Raw genomic sequence first — 18,405 nt, forward strand, 5'->3', positions numbered from 1 at the left:
GATGCAGCCATGGTGAACGGTGATGATGCGATTAGCGGTGCATCACGCAATAACGCCGGCGCTGGCGATCAACGGGCGGGCAATAGTCAGGCGCTGCACGGTGCGCGGCCCCTCTTCAAACCATAGGGCCCGGGCATCGCGGTACATTCTTTCCACCGGGCCGTAAGGGTTATCCTCGAAATAGCCAATCCCGCCGAAAATCTCCAGACAGCCATCCGAGACGGTGCGCACGGTATCAATGCCGTGCAGCTTGCACATGGCGGAGACCATTTCGATATCTTCGCCGCGATCGAATTTACGGGCGCAGTCCTGTAACATCACCCGCAGCGCATGGACCTGCGTGCCCATATCGGCAATGGTCTGCTGAATGGCCTGGCGGGCGACCAGCGGCTTGCCGAAGGTCACGCGATCTTTGGCGCGGGCGATGGCCAGCTCCAGAAAGCGCTGGGACATGCCCAGGCAGGTGACGGCGATCATGGCGCGGGAATGCGCCAGCGCATCCATGAAAATATCCAGCCCGTCGCCCTCTTTCCCCATAATGTTGTGTGCGGGAACCTCGCAGTTTTCAAAGCGCAGGTAAGCGTGGCCGGCGCCGCGACACCCCATCATGTGCGGCATGGGATCGATGTAATAACCCGGCGAATTGGTTTCGATCAGGAACGCCGTCAGGCCGCCTTTTTTGCGTTTGTTTTCATCAGTGACGGCAATGACGTAGCTGGCATCGGAAATATCGGTGTGGGAGATCAGCGTTTTTGAGCCGTTAAGGATATATTTGTCGCCTTTTCTGACCGCGGTGGTGCGAATATCCGCCCCGGATCCGCAGTCGGCTTCAGTTAAGGCGAAGTTGATATAGGCGTCTTTATTCGCCAGTAACGGCAGCCAGCGGGCTTTCAAGTCCTCCGCGCCGTGATCGCGCAGAATGCGCCAGTTCAGGCCGTTGGCATGATGCAGATTCATACGCATTCCGCCGGGGCCGCGGCAGAACTCCTCCATAACCGAGAAAAACTGTTCGCAATTCAGCCCCAGACCGCCGTATTCCTCCGGGATAGCCAACCGAAAGAGATCATTTTTACGGCATACGTCATAATAGGCGTCAGGAAAGACATTGGTTCTTTCCACTTCCAACTGTAATTCCTCCAGATCGGTTTCCGTGACTCGACGGACCTTTTTTTTCAAGGCATCCAGCTCGTGTTGCGATAATATGGACATATCTCACCCTCTACTTATCATTGAGTTAATAGCAAAGTGATGACGGCGATTAAATGCCATTCTCGATGGTATTTAATCACTGCGGATTATTTGAATTTCTTTCAAATATCGCCCGGCATCATTAACGATAAGCAGAGTATAGGGACAGGCTTGAGCGTTTAAACATTGACATATTCTGCTAATAACAGGACAAATCGAACATCGATATTCAGGCTATGCAAAAACAAAAATTAACACCATATAAAACAAATAATTAAATAAAATACTCGTTAAAACACAATTGCCGAATTTTATAATTTAGTCATGTTTTGCGAGAGAGATCAATATTTCGCCAACCGTCATTCATTTCCCCTCAGGTTAAATACATGTTAATTAAAATAATCAAAAAAATACATTTAACCATTAATGAACACCCTCTTATAAAAAATAACATATTCGTTTTGTCCAAGTATTTGCCATAAATGTCTATATCTAATCAACAGTAGTTATTCTATTCTCATCAGAATAAATAAACCCATACGACACCGCCCCGAATAAAAATAGTTTTCCACGACAATAGAAGAACGCAGTGAATAACGGTCATGCCGGGAGATATCCGCATGGGGAAATACCGCGCGATGCCCTGGATATACACCGCCTTTTAATCAGGAGACGTTATGGACTTTACGCTAACCGAAGAACAGGAACTGCTGCTCGCCAGCATCCGCGAGCTTATTAGCCGCGATTTTCCGGAAGAGTATTTCAAAACCTGCGATGAAACGCGCAAGTTTCCCCATAAGTTTTTTTCCGCCCTGGCGGAAAGCGGTATCGGCCTGCTGGGGATCCCTGAAGAGCTGGGCGGCGTTCCCGCCGATATGCTGACCCAGGTTTTAGTCCTGGAGGAGATAGCCCGGATGGGCGCCCCCGCCTACATTATGACCGAAGGGCAGTGCATTCATAATATGCAGCGTTTCGGCAACGCGGAACAGCTGGCGAAAACCGCCGCCGTCGGCCTTACCGGTATTCCGGCCTATTCGCTGGCCTTTACCGAACCGCAGGCCGGTTCCGATAACAATCGCATCGCCACCACCTATACGCGAAAAAACGGCAAGGTCTACCTGAACGGACAAAAAACCTTTATCACCGGCGCAAAAGACTTTCCTTATATGCTGGTGCTGGCGCGTAATCCGCAGCCGGACGATCCCAAGCGTTGCTTTACCCTATGGTGGCTCGATCCCAGTTCGCCCGGCGTAAAACGCAACGATCTGCATAAGGTCGGCTGGCATATGGTCAGCAATTGTGAGGTTTTCCTCGACAACGTGGAGCTGGAAGAGAGCGCGATGGTAGGCCGAGAAGGCTACGGCTTTATCCATATGATGGAAAACTTCGACATTGAACGCCTGGTTATCGCCGCACACTCCCTCGGCGTTGCCGAGTGCGCTTTTGAAGATGCCGCCCGCTACGCCAACCAGCGCGTTCAGTTCGGCAACCCCATCGGCCAGTTCCAGATGATTCAGCTAAAACTCACCCAGATGGCCGTCAAGATTCAGAATATGAAGAACTTCGTCTACCGCGTGGCCTGGGAGTGCGACAGCGGTTTACCCATGCGCCTTTCCTCACCGATGTGCAAACTCTACTGCGCGCAGTCCGCCTGCGAGGTGATCGACGACGCCATGCAAATCATGGGCGGGCTGGGCTACACCAACGATAGCCGAATTTCCCGTTTCTGGCGGGATACCCGGGTGAACCGTATCGGCGGCGGCACCGATGAAATCATGGTGTATATCGCCGGCCGGCAGATCCTGAAACAGTATGAGAGCAAATAGGGGGAATAATGAAAATCATCACCTGTTGCAAGCTGGTGCCTGAAGAACAGGACATTGCGATCACGGCTGAGAGAACGCTGAACTTCGATCGCGCCGGCGCCAAGATCAGCCAGTTCGATCTGAATGCGCTGGAAGCGGCGGTTCAGATCGCCGGCGACGGCGATCGCATCATCGCGCTCAGCGCCGGCGGCAAACTGCTGGAAAATTCCAAAGTCCGCAAGGATCTCTTGTCGCGCGGCCCCGACGAGCTTTATCTGGTGCAGGACGAACGTCTGGAACGCGCCCAGCCTTACGACACCGCGCAGGCGCTGTCCGCCGCCGCCGGCAAGATCGGCTTCGATCTGCTGCTGTTCGGCGAGGGTTCCGGCGACCTGTACGCCCAGCAGGTCGGGCTACTGGTCGGCGAGACGCTGCAGCTTCCCACCATCAATGCGGTCAGCAATATCCAGTTGGTCGATAACCGCGTGCTGGTTGAACGCACCCTGGAAGATGAAGTGGAAGTGCTGGACGTTCCCCTGCCAGCCGTGCTGTGCGTCACCTCCGATATCAACGTGCCGAAGATCCCCTCGATGAAAGCCATTCTGGGCGCGGGGAAAAAACCGGTGACGCCATGGCGCCCGGACGACATCGGCTGGACGCCCACCTCCCCGCACAGCGAACTGGTCAGCGTCTTTGCCCCGGCTCAGACCGAGCGGAAACACATCATCATTGAAGATGACTCACCCGAAAGCGTCAGCCAACTGGCCGACTATCTGAGTAAAGCGCTGAACTAAGAGGACGACATCATGAGCAAACTGACCAACGTATGGGTGTTCAGCGACAAGCACGACCGCTATGCCGAACTGCTGGCCGGCGCACGTCAGCTGGGAGAACGGGTGACGGCGCTGGCGACTAACGCCGACAGCGTTGAACATATTCAGCGACAGGGCGCGGATACGCTCTATCGGCTGGCCGAACCGACGCCATTGCAGCGGATAGAAAATTACGCGGAAACCATTGCCGCCGCGATAAAGCAGCAGGTTGAGCAAGCCAATGCGCAGACCGCCACGCTGATCCTGCTGGCCGCCACCAAGCGCGGCAAAGCGCTGGCGGCCAGACTGAGCATCCAGCTCGATGCCGCGCTGGTTAACGACGTCACCGCCCTGAACGTGGAAGATGACGGCATCTTTGCCGAACACCGCATGTACGGTGGTCTGGCCTTCGGCCGGGAACAAATCAATACCCCGATTGTCGTGGTCACGCTGGCTCCCGGCGTATTCGAACCGCAGCCGGAAAGCGCGCCGCGCCCCTGCCAGGTGATACAAACGGACTACCTCACGCCCCGGCAGGAAATCGTTTGCCAGGAACGCCGGGGGAAACCCGCCAGCAGCGTGGATCTGAGCAAGGCCAAACGCGTGGTGGGCATCGGCCGGGGTCTGGTGGCGCAGGACGATCTGCGCATGGTGCAGGAGCTGGCGGCGCTGCTTCAGGCCGAGGTGGGCTGTTCGCGGCCGATCGCCGAGGGCGAACACTGGATGGAGCGCGAGCGCTATATCGGCGTGTCCGGCGTATTGCTGAAATCCGATCTCTATCTGGCACTGGGTATTTCCGGGCAGATCCAGCATATGGTCGGCGGCAACGGCGCCAAAACCATCGTCGCCGTCAACAAAGACAAGAATGCGCCTATTTTTCAGTACGCCGACTATGGCCTGGTGGGGGATATCTACAAGGTGGTGCCGGCCCTGATTGAACAGCTAAGTAGCTAATAATAAACGGCTCGCCACGCGGGCCTGGGAGCCGAAAGCATGTCGGAAGAAAAATTCGATGCCATCGTGGTCGGGGCGGGCGTCGCCGGATGCATCGCCGGTTACGTGATGGCCAAAGCCGGGCTGGATGTTCTGGTGATAGAACGCGGCAGCGCGCCCGGCAGTAAAAACATGACCGGCGGGCGTCTTTACGCCCACAGTCTGGAAAAAATCATGCCCGGCTTTGCGCAGGAAGCGCCGCTGGAAAGGAAAGTCACCCGGGAAAAAATTTCATTTTTAACCGCAGAAAGCGCCGTCACGCTGGACTTTCATACCGAGCAGCCGGACCAGCCGCAGCAACACTCCTATACGGTGTTGCGCGGCGAGTTTGACCCCTGGCTGATGGAAAAAGCGGAAGCCGCGGGCGCGCAGTTTATCGCCGGCGTCCGGGTGGATGCGCTGCGGCGGGAAGGCGACAGGGTTACCGGCGTACAGGCGGGCGAGGATACGCTGGCGGCCAATATCGTCATTCTGGCCGATGGCGTGAATTCCCTGCTTGGCCGCGATATCGGCCTGGTTGCGCCCCCCTCGCCGCACCACTTCGCGGTTGGCGTTAAGGAGCTGATCTCGCTGCCGCAATCGCAGTTGGAAGATCGCTTTAACCTGCCTCCCGGCGAAGGGGCGGCCTGGCTGTTCGCCGGCGCGCCGTCGGACGGGCTGTTGGGCGGCGGCTTTCTTTATACCAACCGCGACACGCTTTCTCTCGGGCTGGTTTGCGGGCTGGGGGATATCGAAAAGGCGCGCAAAAGCGTGCCGCAGATGCTGGAGGATTTTAAGCGCCATCCCACCATCCGACCGCTTATTCAGGGAGGAACATTACAGGAGTATTCGGCGCACATGGTGCCGGAAGGCGGGATGGCGATGTTGCCCCGGCTGGTCGGCAACGGCGTCATGATCGTCGGCGACGCCGCCGGTCTCTGCCTGAATCTGGGCTATACCGTGCGCGGTATGGATCTGGCCGTCGCCTCGGCGGAAGCGGCCGCCGTCACCGCCATCGAGGCAAAACAGACGCAGGATTTCAGCGCCGACGGTTTGATGGGCTACAGCCGGCAACTGGAGCAGAGCTTCGTGTTGCAGGATATGCAGCGCTACCGCAAGCTGCCCGCCCTGATGGAAAACCCGCGTCTATTCAACCAATACCCGCGCATGGCCGCCGACCTGATGTCCGATTTATTTGTTATCGACGGCCAGCCGAGCCGCTCCGTTGCGGCGAAAATCTGGTCGCGCGGCAGACAGGTCGGCCTGATCAATCTACTGAAAGATGGGTTCAATGGAGTACGAGCGCTATGAGCGAGGTCAATGTCGATATCAAGCTGGGGGTCAATAAGTTCCGGGTTGATGAAAGCAATCCGCATATCCTGCTGGTTGACGCCCCCGACCCGGTTCAGTTCAGGAAACTGGTTATCGCCTGTCCCGCCGGTCTGTATAAACAGGACACCGAAGGCAATATCCATTTCGACTACGCGGGGTGCCTGGAGTGCGGCACCTGCCGGGTGCTGTGCGGCGATACCATTCTGGAGAAGTGGGAATACCCGCAGGGCACCTTCGGCATCGAATACCGTTTTGGCTGACGGTCTTTACTGCCTGGGGCGCCGGCGATGTATATGAAAAAACAAAATACGGCGACGGCATATATACCCAATAGTTTGCAGGACACCGGGGAATTCCACTGAGAGCATACTCATGAGCATCACAATCAAATTTAATGCGGCGCGCAGAACGCTGTATCGGGAAATGGGGTATTGGGGCGATGCGTCGCTGGCGGATTACTGGCATATGGCGGCCATCGCCGCGCCGGAAAAATGCGCCGTCATCGATAACCACGGCGCGAGCTACACCTATGCGCAACTGGATGACGCGGCGGCGCGCCTGGCCTCTTACCTGCTCGCCGCGGGCATCCAGCCCGGCGACAGGGTGGCGTTTCAACTCCCCGGCTGGTGCGAGTTCACGATGATTTATCTGGCCTGTCTGAAAGTCGGGGCGGTATCGGTTCCGCTGCTTCCCGCCTATCGCGAATCGGAACTCACCTGGATACTCAACAAATGCCGGGCGCGGCTGTTATTTATGCCGACGCGTTTTAAAAACGCCGAACCGACGTCCATCATCGCCCCGCTGCGCGCCAAACTGCCTTACCTGCGGCAGGTGATTGCCGTCGATAAGCTGGCGCCGGCGACGTCAGAGCCGTCATTAAGCCGGATCCTGCGGGATTCGCCGGCGCTGGAACAGGATATTCCCACCCATGGGGACAGTCTCGCCGCCGTGTTATTTACCTCGGGCACCGAAGGGTTTCCCAAAGGGGTTATGCTGACGCACAACAATATCCTCGCCAGCGAACGCGCTTTCTACGCCACGCTGAATCTGACCTGGCTGGACACCATTCTGATGCCCGCCCCGCTGGCGCACGCCACCGGTTTTTTACATGGCGTCACCGCGCCTTTTCTTATCGGCGCCCGCAGCGTCCTGCTTGATATCTTCAACCCGGCGCAATGTCTGACGCTGCTGGAGCGGGAGAAATGCACCTGCATTATGGCGGCGACGCCCTTTCTGTATGACATATTGTGCGCCCTGCGAAAGCAGCGCTACGATTTATCTTCGCTGCGTTTTTTTCTCTGCGGCGGCACGGCGATACCGAAAAAAATCATCAAAGAGTGCCTGCTGGCGGGGATCCCTGTTTTCAGCGTCTACGGCGCCACGGAAAGCGCCCCTCATACCATGGTAAAACCCGATGCGCCGCGCTCGCGCATCATTAATACCGACGGGGCCGCCGCGCCCGGCGTCGACATTAAAGTCGTCGATAAGGCCCGGCAGCCGGTGCCGTGCGGAGAAGAAGGCGAAGAAGCCTCCCGCGGGCCAAACGTTTTTATGGGGTATCTGGATGAGCCGGAACTAACGGCCGACGCGCTGGACGAAGAGGGCTGGTACTACAGCGGCGACCTGTGCCGCATGGATAAGGAAGGCTATATCAAGATCACAGGAAGGAAGAAAGACCTGATCGTTCGGGGCGGGGAAAAAATCAGCAGCCTGGAGCTGGAAGAGATTTTGCTGCAACACCCGCGGGTCAGGGAAGCCGCGGTCGTCGCCATGCCGGACGAGCGGCTGGGCGAACGCGCCTGCGCCTATGTGGTATTGCAACATCCGTATCGCACGCTGACGCTGGGTGACGTCATTACGTTTTTCAGCCGAAAACGCGTGGCCAAATATAAATACCCCGAGCACGTGGTGATTGTCGACCGTTTGCCGCGCACCGCCTCGGGCAAGACCAAAAAATACCTGCTGCGGCGGGACATTACTCAACGTCTCGGACTGGATGATAGCAACAATCCGGCGGGAAACATCATTACGTTCCCTCCCTTCGTTGCCACATAGCGGAGGGGCGTTGATGTTATCCGCAAACAAAAATACCGGCAGGCCCGGCGCCGGACATAAAACCTCAACCCGCATCAGAAACAGCACGAAGCCGACGTTCTGCGCCGCCGCGCCGGTCTTTTATCGTTGCGCACGCTGCCGCCGGCTGATGGTGCAGCAGTTCGCCGGGGATGGCGCGTTATCCCTCACCTGCTGCGGCGAAGCGATGAGCGAGTTAACGCCGCGGTCGCCGGCCGACGCCGAGGCCGAGGCCGGACAGCATCTGCCCGCCATGGTGGTGTCCGGCGGTTTTGAATCCAACGCCTTGTGCGTCACCGTCGGCATACCGCCGCATCCGATGAATAACGAGCACCATCTGGAATGGATTTATCTCTATACGTTCCAGGGCGGACAAATCAAATTCATGGCGCCGGGCGACAGGGCCACGGCCATCTTTTCACTCGCGCAGAGCGATGCCTACGTCTATTGCGACCGCACGGTATGCAAGGGCAGCCAGTGCAAATTCAACTGCAAGCGCGGCTTTACCGCCTACGCGTATTGCAACCGGCACGGCCTGTGGAAGAACGCCTTTTAGGCGGGCGACTCAATAGGACAAGGCTCGGGACGGATCGTGAATGCGTTCACGGTTTTCCCTTCCCAGATTGCTATAGTCACTCAGGCCGTTCGCACCGGACGGCGTCAGGATTGTGACTGTTTGTACAGGCAAAACCTAAACCTCTCGACGTATTGCTTCCCATGCGGGGAATGATGCGTCGCGGCGTTTAGGTTTTTTTTTATCGGACAAAGGACGGACATATGAAGAACACAATGTTGTCGTTAGGGATGCTGTGCTGCGCCGTTCCGGTCGCGGCGACGCAACCAGTACTGACCTGGCACGCGGGAAAAATCATCGAGCAGGACGGACTACAGTTCCGCGATCTGAACCGCGATGCCGAACTGCAGCCCTACGAGGACTGGCGCCTGCCGGCGCAAGAGCGGGCGCGGGATCTGCTGTCCCGTATGACGCTGCCGGAAAAGGCCGGCATGATGATGCACGCTTCGGCGTCGTCCGTCGGGGATCCCATCGGCCGCGGCGCCGCCTACGATCTGGATGCCAACCGTCGGCTGGTGGCGGACAAGCAGGTGAACAGCCTCATTACCCGCCTGAACGAGTCCGCTCCCGCAGAGTTCGCCCGGCAGAATAATTTGTTGCAGGAGATCGCCGAAGCCTCCCGCCTGGGGATCCCGCTGACCATCAGCGTCGATCCGCGCAATACCTATAGCTATGCCATGGACGCCGCGCCGTCGCCCGCCGGATTCTCCCAGTGGCCGGCGCCGCCGGGAATGGCCGCCATCGGCAACGAGGATCTGATCCGGCATTACGCCGACCTCATCCGCCAGGAGTACCGCTCCGTCGGCATCACCCAGGCTCTGTCGCCGGTGGCGGATCTGGCTACGGAACCGCGCTGGTCGCGCATCGACGGCACCTTTGGCGACAATAAGGAACTGGTAAAGAAAATGGTGCGGGGCTACGTCGCCGGGATGCAGAACGGGCGCCGGGGGCTGAACAGCTCCAGCGTCAGCTCGGTGGTGAAGCATTGGGTCGGGTATGGCGCGTCAGACAAAGGATTCGACGGCCACCACTACTACGGCAGATATGCGCCGTTTAAAGACTCGCAGGCGCTGGAGGAGCATATTTATCCCTTCACCGGGGCGTTCGAGTCCGGGGTCGCCGGAGTGATGCCGACCTACCCCATTCTGAAAGACGCGGTCTATAAGGGCACGTCCATTGAGCAGGTGGGAGCAGGCTTCAACCCATTCCTGCTACAGAACGTGTTGCGCGGAGAGTACGGCTTCCGCGGGGTGATCGTCAGCGACTGGCTGATCACCGCCGACTGCGTCGGCACCTGTATAACGGGTTATCCGCCCGGTGAAAAGCCCGGCGTGGATATCGGCATCCCCTGGGGCGTGGAACACCTGTCGGTGGCGGAGCGCTTCGTCAAGGCCGTCGAGGCCGGGGTGGATCAGTTCGGCGGCGTAGACGACTCATCGATCATCGTGCAGGCCGTGCGCGAGGGTAAGCTGAAGGAGGCGCGCATCGATAGTTCGGTGCTGCGTATCCTGGAACAGAAGTTCCTTCTGGGGCAGTTCGAGGCGCCGTTTGTCGATCCGCAGCGGGCGGAGCGGGTGCTGAACAATAGAGACGCGCAGCGGCAGGCGGATCGGGCGCAGTACGACTCGCTGGTGCTGCTGAAGAAGCGGGACGGCGTGCTGCCGATAAAACCGGGCGCGAAGGTTTATGTCTGGGGGATAAGCCGCAAGGCGGCGCAGAGCGCCGGCCTGACGCTGGTCGAGCGCCCGGAACAGGCAGAGGTGGCGATAGTGCGCGTCAACGCCCCTTACGAGCAGCCACACAGGAACTTCTTCTTCGGCGCCATGTACCACGAGGGCGCGCTGGACTTCAAGCCGGACGACCCGCAGTACCTGGCGATCCTCGCCGCGGCCCGGCACGTCCCCACCGTGGTGACCGTCTACCTCGACCGGCCGGCGATCCTGACCGCGATCGAGGATAAGGCCGCCGTGCTGCTGGGGAATTTCGGCGCCAGCGACGAGGTGCTGCTGCGCTCGCTACTCAGCGACAGAGCCTATACCGCCCGGCTACCGTTCGAACTACCCTCCTCAATGACGGCGGTGGAGCAACAGCGCGGCGATGTGCCGCACGATTCGCCAGCGCCGCTCTATTTCTCGGGATTCGGACTGCAATAAGACAAGGGAACCGGCGTCTATAAAATAATATTGCGCATATCAATATGGGGAATGCCGTCTTCGTCGTACGCCTCGCCGGTGGCGACAAAACCGAAGGCGGCATAAAAATCCTGCAAGTGCGCCTGGGCAGAGAGAAACAGAAGCTTTTGCGGCCAGTGGCGCGCGCAGGCCGTCAGCGCATGTTCCATCAGCAGATGTCCCAAATGCCGCCCTCTGGCGTCGGGCGCCACAATCACCCGTCCGATGGTGACCACATCATTGCCCGGATGCGGCGCCAGCAGACGCGCATAGGCCGCCAGCTTGCCGTTATGATAGGCCGTAATATGCCGGTTGCCGTCCGCCAGATCCCGCCCGTCGATATCCTGATACGGACAGCGCTGCTCCACGATAAAAACCTGATTACGCAGCGCCAGAATGTCATGGAGTGAATAAACGTTCAGATCGGCAACATGCCAGTCATGCCATATCAGGTTCATATCCGCCTCTATCCTGTCAGATTGCTGACAACGTTCGAAATCTTACCCTTAATTACCCCCTCCCGGCCTCCCCCTTGTCAGGGGGAGGAACCGACTCCCTCCCCTGCGAAGGGGAGGGTCGGGGTGGGGTGAAATTCACGACGCCCGCCGTTTCGCGTAAATCAGCCATAGCCACAATAGACCAATGGCGCAGGCAAATAACACGCCGAAGCCAATGCCAATGGTGATAACCGATACGCCCAGTTTAACCACCAGCGAATAGAGCCCCAGCATCAGCAGCATGGCGCCGTTTTCTCCCAGGTTCTGCACGGCGATGGCGTTGCCGGCGCCGACGCTGGCCTTTCCCCGCTCCTGCAACAGCGCATTCAGCGGCACGATAAAGAATCCCCCCAGCGCGCCGAGCAAAATCAGCAGCGCATAGGCGCTGAACAGGCTCTGTTGCAGCGTGAAAATCACCACCACCACGCCAATCAGCACCCCCGCCGGCAAGCAGCGCTGTACCGTTTTCAGCGTAATCAGTTTGGCCGCCGCCCCGGCTCCGAACACAATGCCCACGGCCACCATCGCATTGAGCAGCGTCGGCGTGGCGTTATCGGTAATGCCGAGCGCCAGCGGCACCCACAGCACCAGCAGGAAACGCAGCGTCACCCCCGCGCCCCAGAACAGGCTGGTGCCGAGCAGGGAAAAACGGGTTTCGCCATCGCGCCAGAGTACGCGACAGGCGGAAAAGAAACCGCGCGTCATCCGGGCGGGATGCCAGGACTGACCGGGCCGCGCCGCGCTGAGCCGCGGGATTAGCATATTGGCGCCCAGCGCCACGCCGTAGGCCGCCGCACAGACGGCCAGCGCGGCGTACAGATTCCAGTCCGCCAGCACGCCGCCGGCCACCGACCCGGTGAGGATCGCCGCAATGGTCGAGGCTTCCATCAGGCCGTTGGCCTTCACCAACTGGTCGCCGTGGGTGATCTCCCCCAGAATGCCGTACTTGGCGGGCGAGTACGCCGCCGCCCCCACGCCCACCAGCGTATAGCCGAGAAACGGATTGCCGCCGAAGCAGATAAGCAGCGCCCCGGCCAGCTTCAGGGTATTGGCGAACATCATCACCCGGCCTTTGGCGAAGCTGTCCGCCACCTGCCCGACAAACGGCGCCAGCACGATATAGGCGGCGACGAAGCCCATTTGCAGAAACGGCTGACTCCATTCGGGATAAACCAGCTGTTTGATCAGCGCCAGCGTGGCGAACAGCAGCGCATTGTCGCCAAACGCCGAGAAAAACTGCGCGATAATCACCGCGCTCATACTGCGCGACAGCAGCGGGGTTGCCTGTGACGAGGTCTGATTCATTCCGCCTGCTCCGCCATTTCACGCAGCGTGACAAAATCGGGTTTGCCGCTGCCGAGTAACGGCAATGCCTTCACATGCCGGATATCGCGCGGCACCGCCAGTTCCGGCACGCCGCTGCCGCGCGCCTGCGCCGACAGCCGTTCGCGGGTTAGCTGGCCGTCGGTGGTAAACAGCACCAGCGCCTCGCCTTTGCCGCTGTCGCTGCGGGCGCTGGCGGCGTGCTGAGCCTGCGGGGAAACCGCCAATGCCAGCTGCTCCACGCTTTCCAGCGACACCATCTCGCCGGCGAGTTTGGCGAAGCGTTTGACCCGGCCGACGATGGAACAAAAGCCGGTTTCATCCAGTTCGACGATATCGCCGGTGTCGTACCAGCCCGCCTCGGTTTCGCCCTGCGCGTTTTCCGCCGCCGGCGTTTCCAGCACGCCGGGATGCTCGACGCGCAGGTAGCCTTTCATGATGTTCGGTCCGCGCAGCTGCAGGCGTCCGCCCCGCTCGATGCCCGGCACCGTAATCAGCCGCGATTCCATTTCCGGCAGCAGACGCCCGACGGTATGGATTTTCGCCGCCATCGGCACGTTGATCGCCACCACCGGCGCGCACTCCGTCACCCCGTAGCCTTCCAGAATGCGGATGCCGAATTTATCCTGCCAGATCTGACGCGTGGTTTCCGATAGCTTCTCCGCCCCGGCCACCACATAGCGCAAACGGGCGAAATCATAAGGATGGGCAAAGCGCGCGTAGTGGCCCAGAAAGGTTGAGGTGCCGAACAGCACGGTGCAGTTCTGGTCGTACACCAGCTCCGGCACGATGCGGTAATGCAGCGGACTGGGATAGAGGAAGACTCTGGCCCCGGTGATCAGCGGGGTCAGCAGCCCGACGGTCAGGCCGAAGGCATGGAACAGCGGCAGCGCGGACATAAAGCGGTCGCGCGGCGTGAAGTCCGCCACGGTGCGAATCTGTTCGACGTTCGCCAGCAGGCTGTCATGGGAATGCACCACGCCTTTCGGACTTCCCTCGGAGCCGGAAGTAAACAGGACCATCGCCGCATCGTCCGCCTGCTGCATCAGCATCGCCCGGGCGGGGAACAGCAGATGAAACAGGATCCACAGCTTATCCGCCAGGGTGACGGTATCTTTTAAATCTTCCAGATAGACCCAGTTGGCCTCGCCGACCTGCGGCGGCAGGTCGGTCAGCTTGCCTTTTTCCAGAAACTGACGCGAGGTGACGATGGTGTTAATGCCGGCGGCCTTCATGGCGCTTTGCAGCCCTTTCGCCCCCGCCGTATAGTTCAGCATCGCCGGCACCCGGTTGCGCAGCGACGCCCCGAGGATCGCCGCCGCGGTAACGGTGGCGTTGGGCAGCAGCAGGCCGACGTGCTCATCTTCGCGGGTAAAACGCTGCAAAATCCGCGCGACGCCCAGCGATTTTTTCAGCAGCCCCTGATAGCTGTCTTCTTTAAACGAGATATCCGAAATACAGGGGGAGCGCCGCCCGTAGCGGGTGCGCGCGGCGAGAAAAGCCTGATAAAGCGTGTGCCGCGGCCGCGTCGCCATCCGGGCGTGCATCATAATCCGATGCAAATGTTCGCCCGCCAGAATACGGCGTTCTCTGGCGCTGTTCGCCTCCGGCATCGGCAGCGTGGTGGGCGGCAGATAGTTGATGGTTATCTGCGGGAACCAGCGGCGCTTGAACACCCCGGACAGCCGACCGAACGGGGTGAACTCCGCGCCGTCCAGCCGCACGGGAACAATGGTTGCTCCGGATTTCGCCGCTACAAACGCCGCCCCGCTGTAGATTTTCATCAGCGATCCCGTCACGGTGATGCGCCCTTCGGGGAACACCACCACCGGCTGCCCCCGCTCAATCAGCCTAATCAGCCCCTTGATGGCGAGCGGCTTGGTCGGGTCCAGCGGCACGAAGTCAATATAGGGCTTCAGCCAGCGCATAAACCAGCGATCCGAAATGGTGGAATAGACCGCGAATACCGGTTTGATGGGTAAAAACAGCGCCAGCAGCGCGCCGTCGAGAAAGGAGACGTGGTTAGGGGTAATCAACAGTTTGGACTGCTGAAAATGGCGGCTGTCGCCTTCAATCCGGATGCGGTACAGTCGTCTGAACACCCAGCGTAACAGGGTATAAACCATGTCTTCTCCCAATAGACAGATAAAGGCTATGGACTGCGAAAAGCAGAACGGTGGGCCACTGTAACCAAAATACGCCCGGTATCAAAATATCTTATACCCTAAATAATTCGAGTTGCAGGAAGGCGGCAAGAGAAGGACAAATTCGTCGGGAACGAATTTGACCAGCCAACGGCTGGCCTCCGGTGAGAGACAGGATGTCTTTCATTTAATCCCGATGAGCTTACTCAGGTAAGTGATTCGGGTGACTGAACGCAGCCAACGCATCTGCAGCTTGAAGTATGACGGGTATAGCCCAGTATAGTAGAAGACAATACGCTATTTATCCCCGTTCCCTCTGCGCAGCGGGCCTATCCGGGTGCGCTTCTCCACGTCGCAGGGCGAAAAAAACCGCCAGCGCGGAAAGCAGCGTGATCGCCATCAGCCATAGCAGCAACGGATGAAACGAGGCGGCATAAAGTTGCTGAAGCTGCGTCGCGCTGGAGTGCGGCAGAAGACCCTGCGCCCGCGACAGGTCTCCCGTTGCCAGCCGCTGCGCCGCCTCGCCGACATTTCCGGCGGCGTCGGAGGCCAGCAGCGCCCTATGGATAAACGCGGCGAGCATCGCCCCGACCGTCGCCAGCGCCAGTCCTTCACCGGCCACCCGCGTGGTGCTGAAAATGCCGCTCGCCATCCCCGCCCGTTCAATCGGCACGACGCCGATCGACAGTCCGTCCATCAGTCCCCACGGCAGCCCGGTGCCGATGCCAATCACCAGCATCGGCGCAATCATCCCCGGCACGTCCTGCGCCAGCACCGCCTGGCTCAGCCAGCCAAGACCGCCGGCGGCAATCACCAGCCCGGCGGTGCACAGTTTCCCCGGCGCTATCCAGCGCGTTAGCCATCCCGCCAGCAGCGGAACGATCAGCATGGGCAGCGATAGCGCCATCATCATCAGCCCGGCGCGCGCTTCGCTCAAACCGACCACGCCGATAAACAACATCGGCAGCAGCACCAGCAGCACCACAAAGCAAAAACCGGTGGCCAGCGGCAGCGCCTGTACGCCGATAAAACGCGGGAAGCGAAACAGCGACAGCTCAAGCATCGGGTGCGCCACCCGCAGCTCCACGCGGATAAACACCGCCAGCAACAGCGCCACGCTCGCCAACAGCGACAGTACCGGCGCGCTGCGCAGACCGTATTGCGGAATAGCCATCAGCGCCCAGGTCAGCAGCGCCAACATGGCGGTAAACGACAGCGTTCCCGGCCAGTCGATGCCCGTTGCCTGCGGGTTGCGCGTTTCACGCATTTTTGACGTGCCGGTCAGCAGGGAAAGCAGGGCGACGGCGGCGATGGAAAAAAACACCGAGCGCCAGCCCCAATGGGCGATCAGCGTCCCGGCAAGAAACGGCCCGAACGCCAGGCCGATGCCAAAGCTGCTGCCGAGCAGGCTGAAAGCCCGAGTCCGCGCGTGCCCCGTAAACTCCTGAGCCAGCGCCGCGGAGCCCCCGGCCAATGCCGCGGCGGCGGCAACGCCCTGCGCCGCGCGCAACAGGTTAATCCCGATCAGGCTGCCGCTGAGCGCCTGCAATAAAGAAAACAGCGCGAACAGCGCCACCCCGCCGATAAACACCTTCTTCCGGCCGAATTCATCCGCCAGCGCGCCGGCCGCCATCAGGGTACAGCCGAAACTGAGCATAAAGGCGTTGGTGATCCAGCTCAGCGCCTGAGCGCCGCCCCCCAGCTCATGGGCGATGGCCGATGTCGCCACCGCGCCGCCGACAAAGTTGAGCGGCAGGATCACCGACGCCAGACACACGGTGAACAGCACGCGGAGACTGCCCGCCGCGCGGATAGATAAAGACTTCATCGCTTTCCCCAGAAAAGTAATTCGTGCTAAAAATGATAAAATGTCTTTAATTAAACAAAAATAGGCTTCACGTCCGCTCATTACGGACTAAAGCGCTCGAATAGGCGGGAGATAGTGCGATGGATAGTCTCAACGGATTAGTGGCGTTTGTGCGCGCGGCGCAGAGCCAGAGCTTTGTCGCCGCCGCAGAACGGATAGGCATTTCCGCATCGGCGGTCGGTAAAAGCGTGGCGCGGCTGGAAGAAAAACTCAACGTGCGTTTGTTCAATCGCAGTACCCGGCGCATCAGCCTGACCGATGAAGGTCAGCTATTCTTCGAGCGCTGCCAGCATATCGTGACGCAACTGGAGGAGGCCGAGCAGGAGCTGGTGCGGATCTCCGCCGTGCCGCGCGGCAAATTGCGCATCACCGCCCCGGCGATTGGCTATCGCATGCTGCTGCCTCATTTGCCTGAATTCCGGCAACGTTACCCCGAGGTGGAACTGGATCTCGATTTCAGCGACCGCATGGTGGATATGATTAATGAGGGCTTTGATATTGCGATCCGCAGCGGCGAGCTAATCAGTTCGCAAATGATGTCGCGCCGGCTGGGGCCGTTTCGTTTCGTCATTGTCGGCAGTCCGGCCTATTTTGCCGGCCGACCGCCGCCGCAGACCCCGCAAGCGCTGCAACATCACGCCTGCCTGCGTTACCGCTTTCCCAATAACGGCCAATGGCAAGAGTGGGATATCGACGATGCCTCGCCGGTGGCATTACCGCTGGCGCTCAGCAGCAACAATCTGGAATCGCTATTGCAGGCGGCGCTGCAAGGGCTGGGCATTGCCTATGTGCCGGAGTTTATCGTGCGGGACTATCTGGCATCCGGGGAACTAGTATCGGTTCTGGCGCCCTATCTGAAAGACGCGGGAAAATTCTCCGTCGTCTGGCCGAGCAGCCGTCATATGCTGCCGAAAGTGCGGGTATTTATTGATTTCCTGAGCGAAAAGCAGGTGCTGGGTTGATGAATCCAGCTTAAATTAAAGGCAAAAAAAACCTACGCATCCGCGTAGGTTGGTGTAATCAAATGGTTCAATGTACAGAGCACATCGATTTATCACCAATCAATACCTCTGGGACTTGATACTCTAGAGATAGCGCGCCGGGTACACCAGCACAGAATCGAAAGAGTTCTGCTCTAAATGCAACCAACTGTAAAATTATGCCGGGTAATGTAATACCCCTGACGGCCGACCGCCATCGCCGCGATCCGACGGCAAAATCGTGCTACCGCATTAGGTAAAGGTAGAGGGTTACCGAGGGTCGTCGGTCTGGGATGGCGGCGGGTTTTTCGCCGTCGCCGCGGCGGTGGCGGGATCGTACTCGACCGCGCCCAGCAGGGCATCGAGCAGGCCGGGAAAGCGCGCGTCCAGATCCTCGCGGCGCAGCGACAGCAGATTCTCGCGCCCGTAGGGCCGCTGCCAAATTACGCCGCTGTCGCGCAGCACCCGCCAGTGGTGAGTCAGGGTTGACTTCGAGATACCCCGCAGCACCGAGCCGCAGGAGTATTCGCCGCCGTCGGCCAGCACCCGCAGTACGGCGAGGCGTAGCGGGTTACCTAGCGCGGTAAGCACATTTTCCAGGCGAATCTGGTCGCGATCGGGGTGGTTGGCAATCATTCCAGCACGGTATCCAATAGTACGAGGAGTG

General features: G+C 59.4%; 15 protein-coding genes. 9 read left to right on the forward strand and 6 right to left on the reverse strand.

The features are described 5' to 3' along the window. Positions 1-42: 42 nt before the first annotated feature. On the reverse strand, positions 43-1,209 hold the full coding sequence (locus tag MFP24_RS03840; protein WP_249229171.1) for an acyl-CoA dehydrogenase family protein: 1,167 nt from the start codon (positions 1,207-1,209) through the stop codon (positions 43-45). A gap of 656 nt (positions 1,210-1,865) precedes the next feature. Between MFP24_RS03840 and MFP24_RS03845 the strand changes: the two genes are divergently transcribed. The 8 genes from MFP24_RS03845 to MFP24_RS03880 all read left to right on the forward strand — a co-directional run bounded on the left by MFP24_RS03845 (position 1,866) and on the right by MFP24_RS03880 (position 10,909). Next, positions 1,866-3,014 (forward strand): acyl-CoA dehydrogenase, encoded by a 1,149-nt coding sequence (locus MFP24_RS03845; protein ID WP_249229170.1) that lies wholly within the window; start codon positions 1,866-1,868, stop codon positions 3,012-3,014. 8 nt (positions 3,015-3,022) lie between these two features. Continuing rightward, positions 3,023-3,787, forward strand: coding sequence for an electron transfer flavoprotein (locus MFP24_RS03850; RefSeq protein ID WP_249229169.1), 765 nt, complete (start codon positions 3,023-3,025; stop codon positions 3,785-3,787). 12 nt (positions 3,788-3,799) lie between these two features. After that, positions 3,800-4,759: an electron transfer flavoprotein subunit alpha gene (locus tag MFP24_RS03855; RefSeq protein WP_249229168.1), complete on the forward strand. Its 960-nt coding sequence runs from the start codon at positions 3,800-3,802 to the stop codon at positions 4,757-4,759. 39 nt (positions 4,760-4,798) lie between these two features. Beyond that, on the forward strand, positions 4,799-6,088 hold the full coding sequence (locus tag MFP24_RS03860) for an FAD-dependent oxidoreductase (protein WP_249229167.1): 1,290 nt from the start codon (positions 4,799-4,801) through the stop codon (positions 6,086-6,088). After that, positions 6,085-6,369, forward strand: a complete 285-nt coding sequence (locus MFP24_RS03865) for a ferredoxin family protein (RefSeq protein WP_249229166.1) — start codon at positions 6,085-6,087, stop codon at positions 6,367-6,369. The genes MFP24_RS03860 and MFP24_RS03865 overlap by 4 nt, the downstream gene beginning before the upstream one ends. Positions 6,370-6,481: 112 nt before the next feature. Further along, positions 6,482-8,164, forward strand: a complete 1,683-nt coding sequence (fadK, locus tag MFP24_RS03870) for a medium-chain fatty-acid--CoA ligase (protein WP_249229165.1) — start codon at positions 6,482-6,484, stop codon at positions 8,162-8,164. 13 nt (positions 8,165-8,177) lie between these two features. Continuing rightward, positions 8,178-8,738: a desulfoferrodoxin family protein gene (locus MFP24_RS03875; protein ID WP_249229164.1), complete on the forward strand. Its 561-nt coding sequence runs from the start codon at positions 8,178-8,180 to the stop codon at positions 8,736-8,738. A gap of 221 nt (positions 8,739-8,959) precedes the next feature. Beyond that, the gene (locus MFP24_RS03880; protein WP_249229163.1) at positions 8,960-10,909 is read left to right on the forward strand and encodes a glycoside hydrolase family 3 protein; all 1,950 of its coding nucleotides are present in this window, start codon (positions 8,960-8,962) and stop codon (positions 10,907-10,909) included. A gap of 17 nt (positions 10,910-10,926) precedes the next feature. Here the strand turns inward: MFP24_RS03880 and MFP24_RS03885 are convergent, their stop codons facing one another. From MFP24_RS03885 to MFP24_RS03900, 4 genes are all read right to left on the reverse strand, one after another. Then, positions 10,927-11,385 (reverse strand): GNAT family N-acetyltransferase, encoded by a 459-nt coding sequence (locus MFP24_RS03885; protein ID WP_249229162.1) that lies wholly within the window; start codon positions 11,383-11,385, stop codon positions 10,927-10,929. Between the two features lie 135 nt (positions 11,386-11,520). Next, positions 11,521-12,729 carry a lysophospholipid transporter LplT gene (gene lplT, locus MFP24_RS03890; protein WP_249229161.1) on the reverse strand — a complete coding sequence of 403 codons (1,209 nt, stop codon included), beginning with the start codon at positions 12,727-12,729 and terminating at the stop codon, positions 11,521-11,523. Then, positions 12,726-14,873 (reverse strand): bifunctional acyl-ACP--phospholipid O-acyltransferase/long-chain-fatty-acid--ACP ligase, encoded by a 2,148-nt coding sequence (gene aas / locus MFP24_RS03895; protein ID WP_249229160.1) that lies wholly within the window; start codon positions 14,871-14,873, stop codon positions 12,726-12,728. Before aas ends, lplT begins: the two co-directional genes overlap by 4 nt. Before the next feature lie 319 nt (positions 14,874-15,192). Further along, complete coding sequence (locus MFP24_RS03900; protein WP_249229159.1) at positions 15,193-16,719, reverse strand: MFS transporter; 1,527 nt, start codon at positions 16,717-16,719, stop codon at positions 15,193-15,195. Positions 16,720-16,838: 119 nt separating this feature from the next. On the opposite strand from MFP24_RS03900, the gene MFP24_RS03905 reads away from it, so the two are divergent. Beyond that, positions 16,839-17,720, forward strand: a complete 882-nt coding sequence (locus MFP24_RS03905) for a LysR family transcriptional regulator (protein ID WP_249229158.1) — start codon at positions 16,839-16,841, stop codon at positions 17,718-17,720. Positions 17,721-18,008: 288 nt separating this feature from the next. Here the strand turns inward: MFP24_RS03905 and MFP24_RS03910 are convergent, their stop codons facing one another. Continuing rightward, a complete protein-coding gene (locus MFP24_RS03910) occupies positions 18,009-18,374 on the reverse strand; it encodes an ArsR/SmtB family transcription factor (protein ID WP_249229157.1) in 366 nt (121 codons plus the stop codon). Positions 18,375-18,405 lie beyond the last annotated feature (31 nt).

The sequence above is a fragment of the Brenneria tiliae genome (assembly GCF_023347575.1).
Taxonomy (GTDB): domain Bacteria; phylum Pseudomonadota; class Gammaproteobacteria; order Enterobacterales; family Enterobacteriaceae; genus Brenneria; species Brenneria corticis.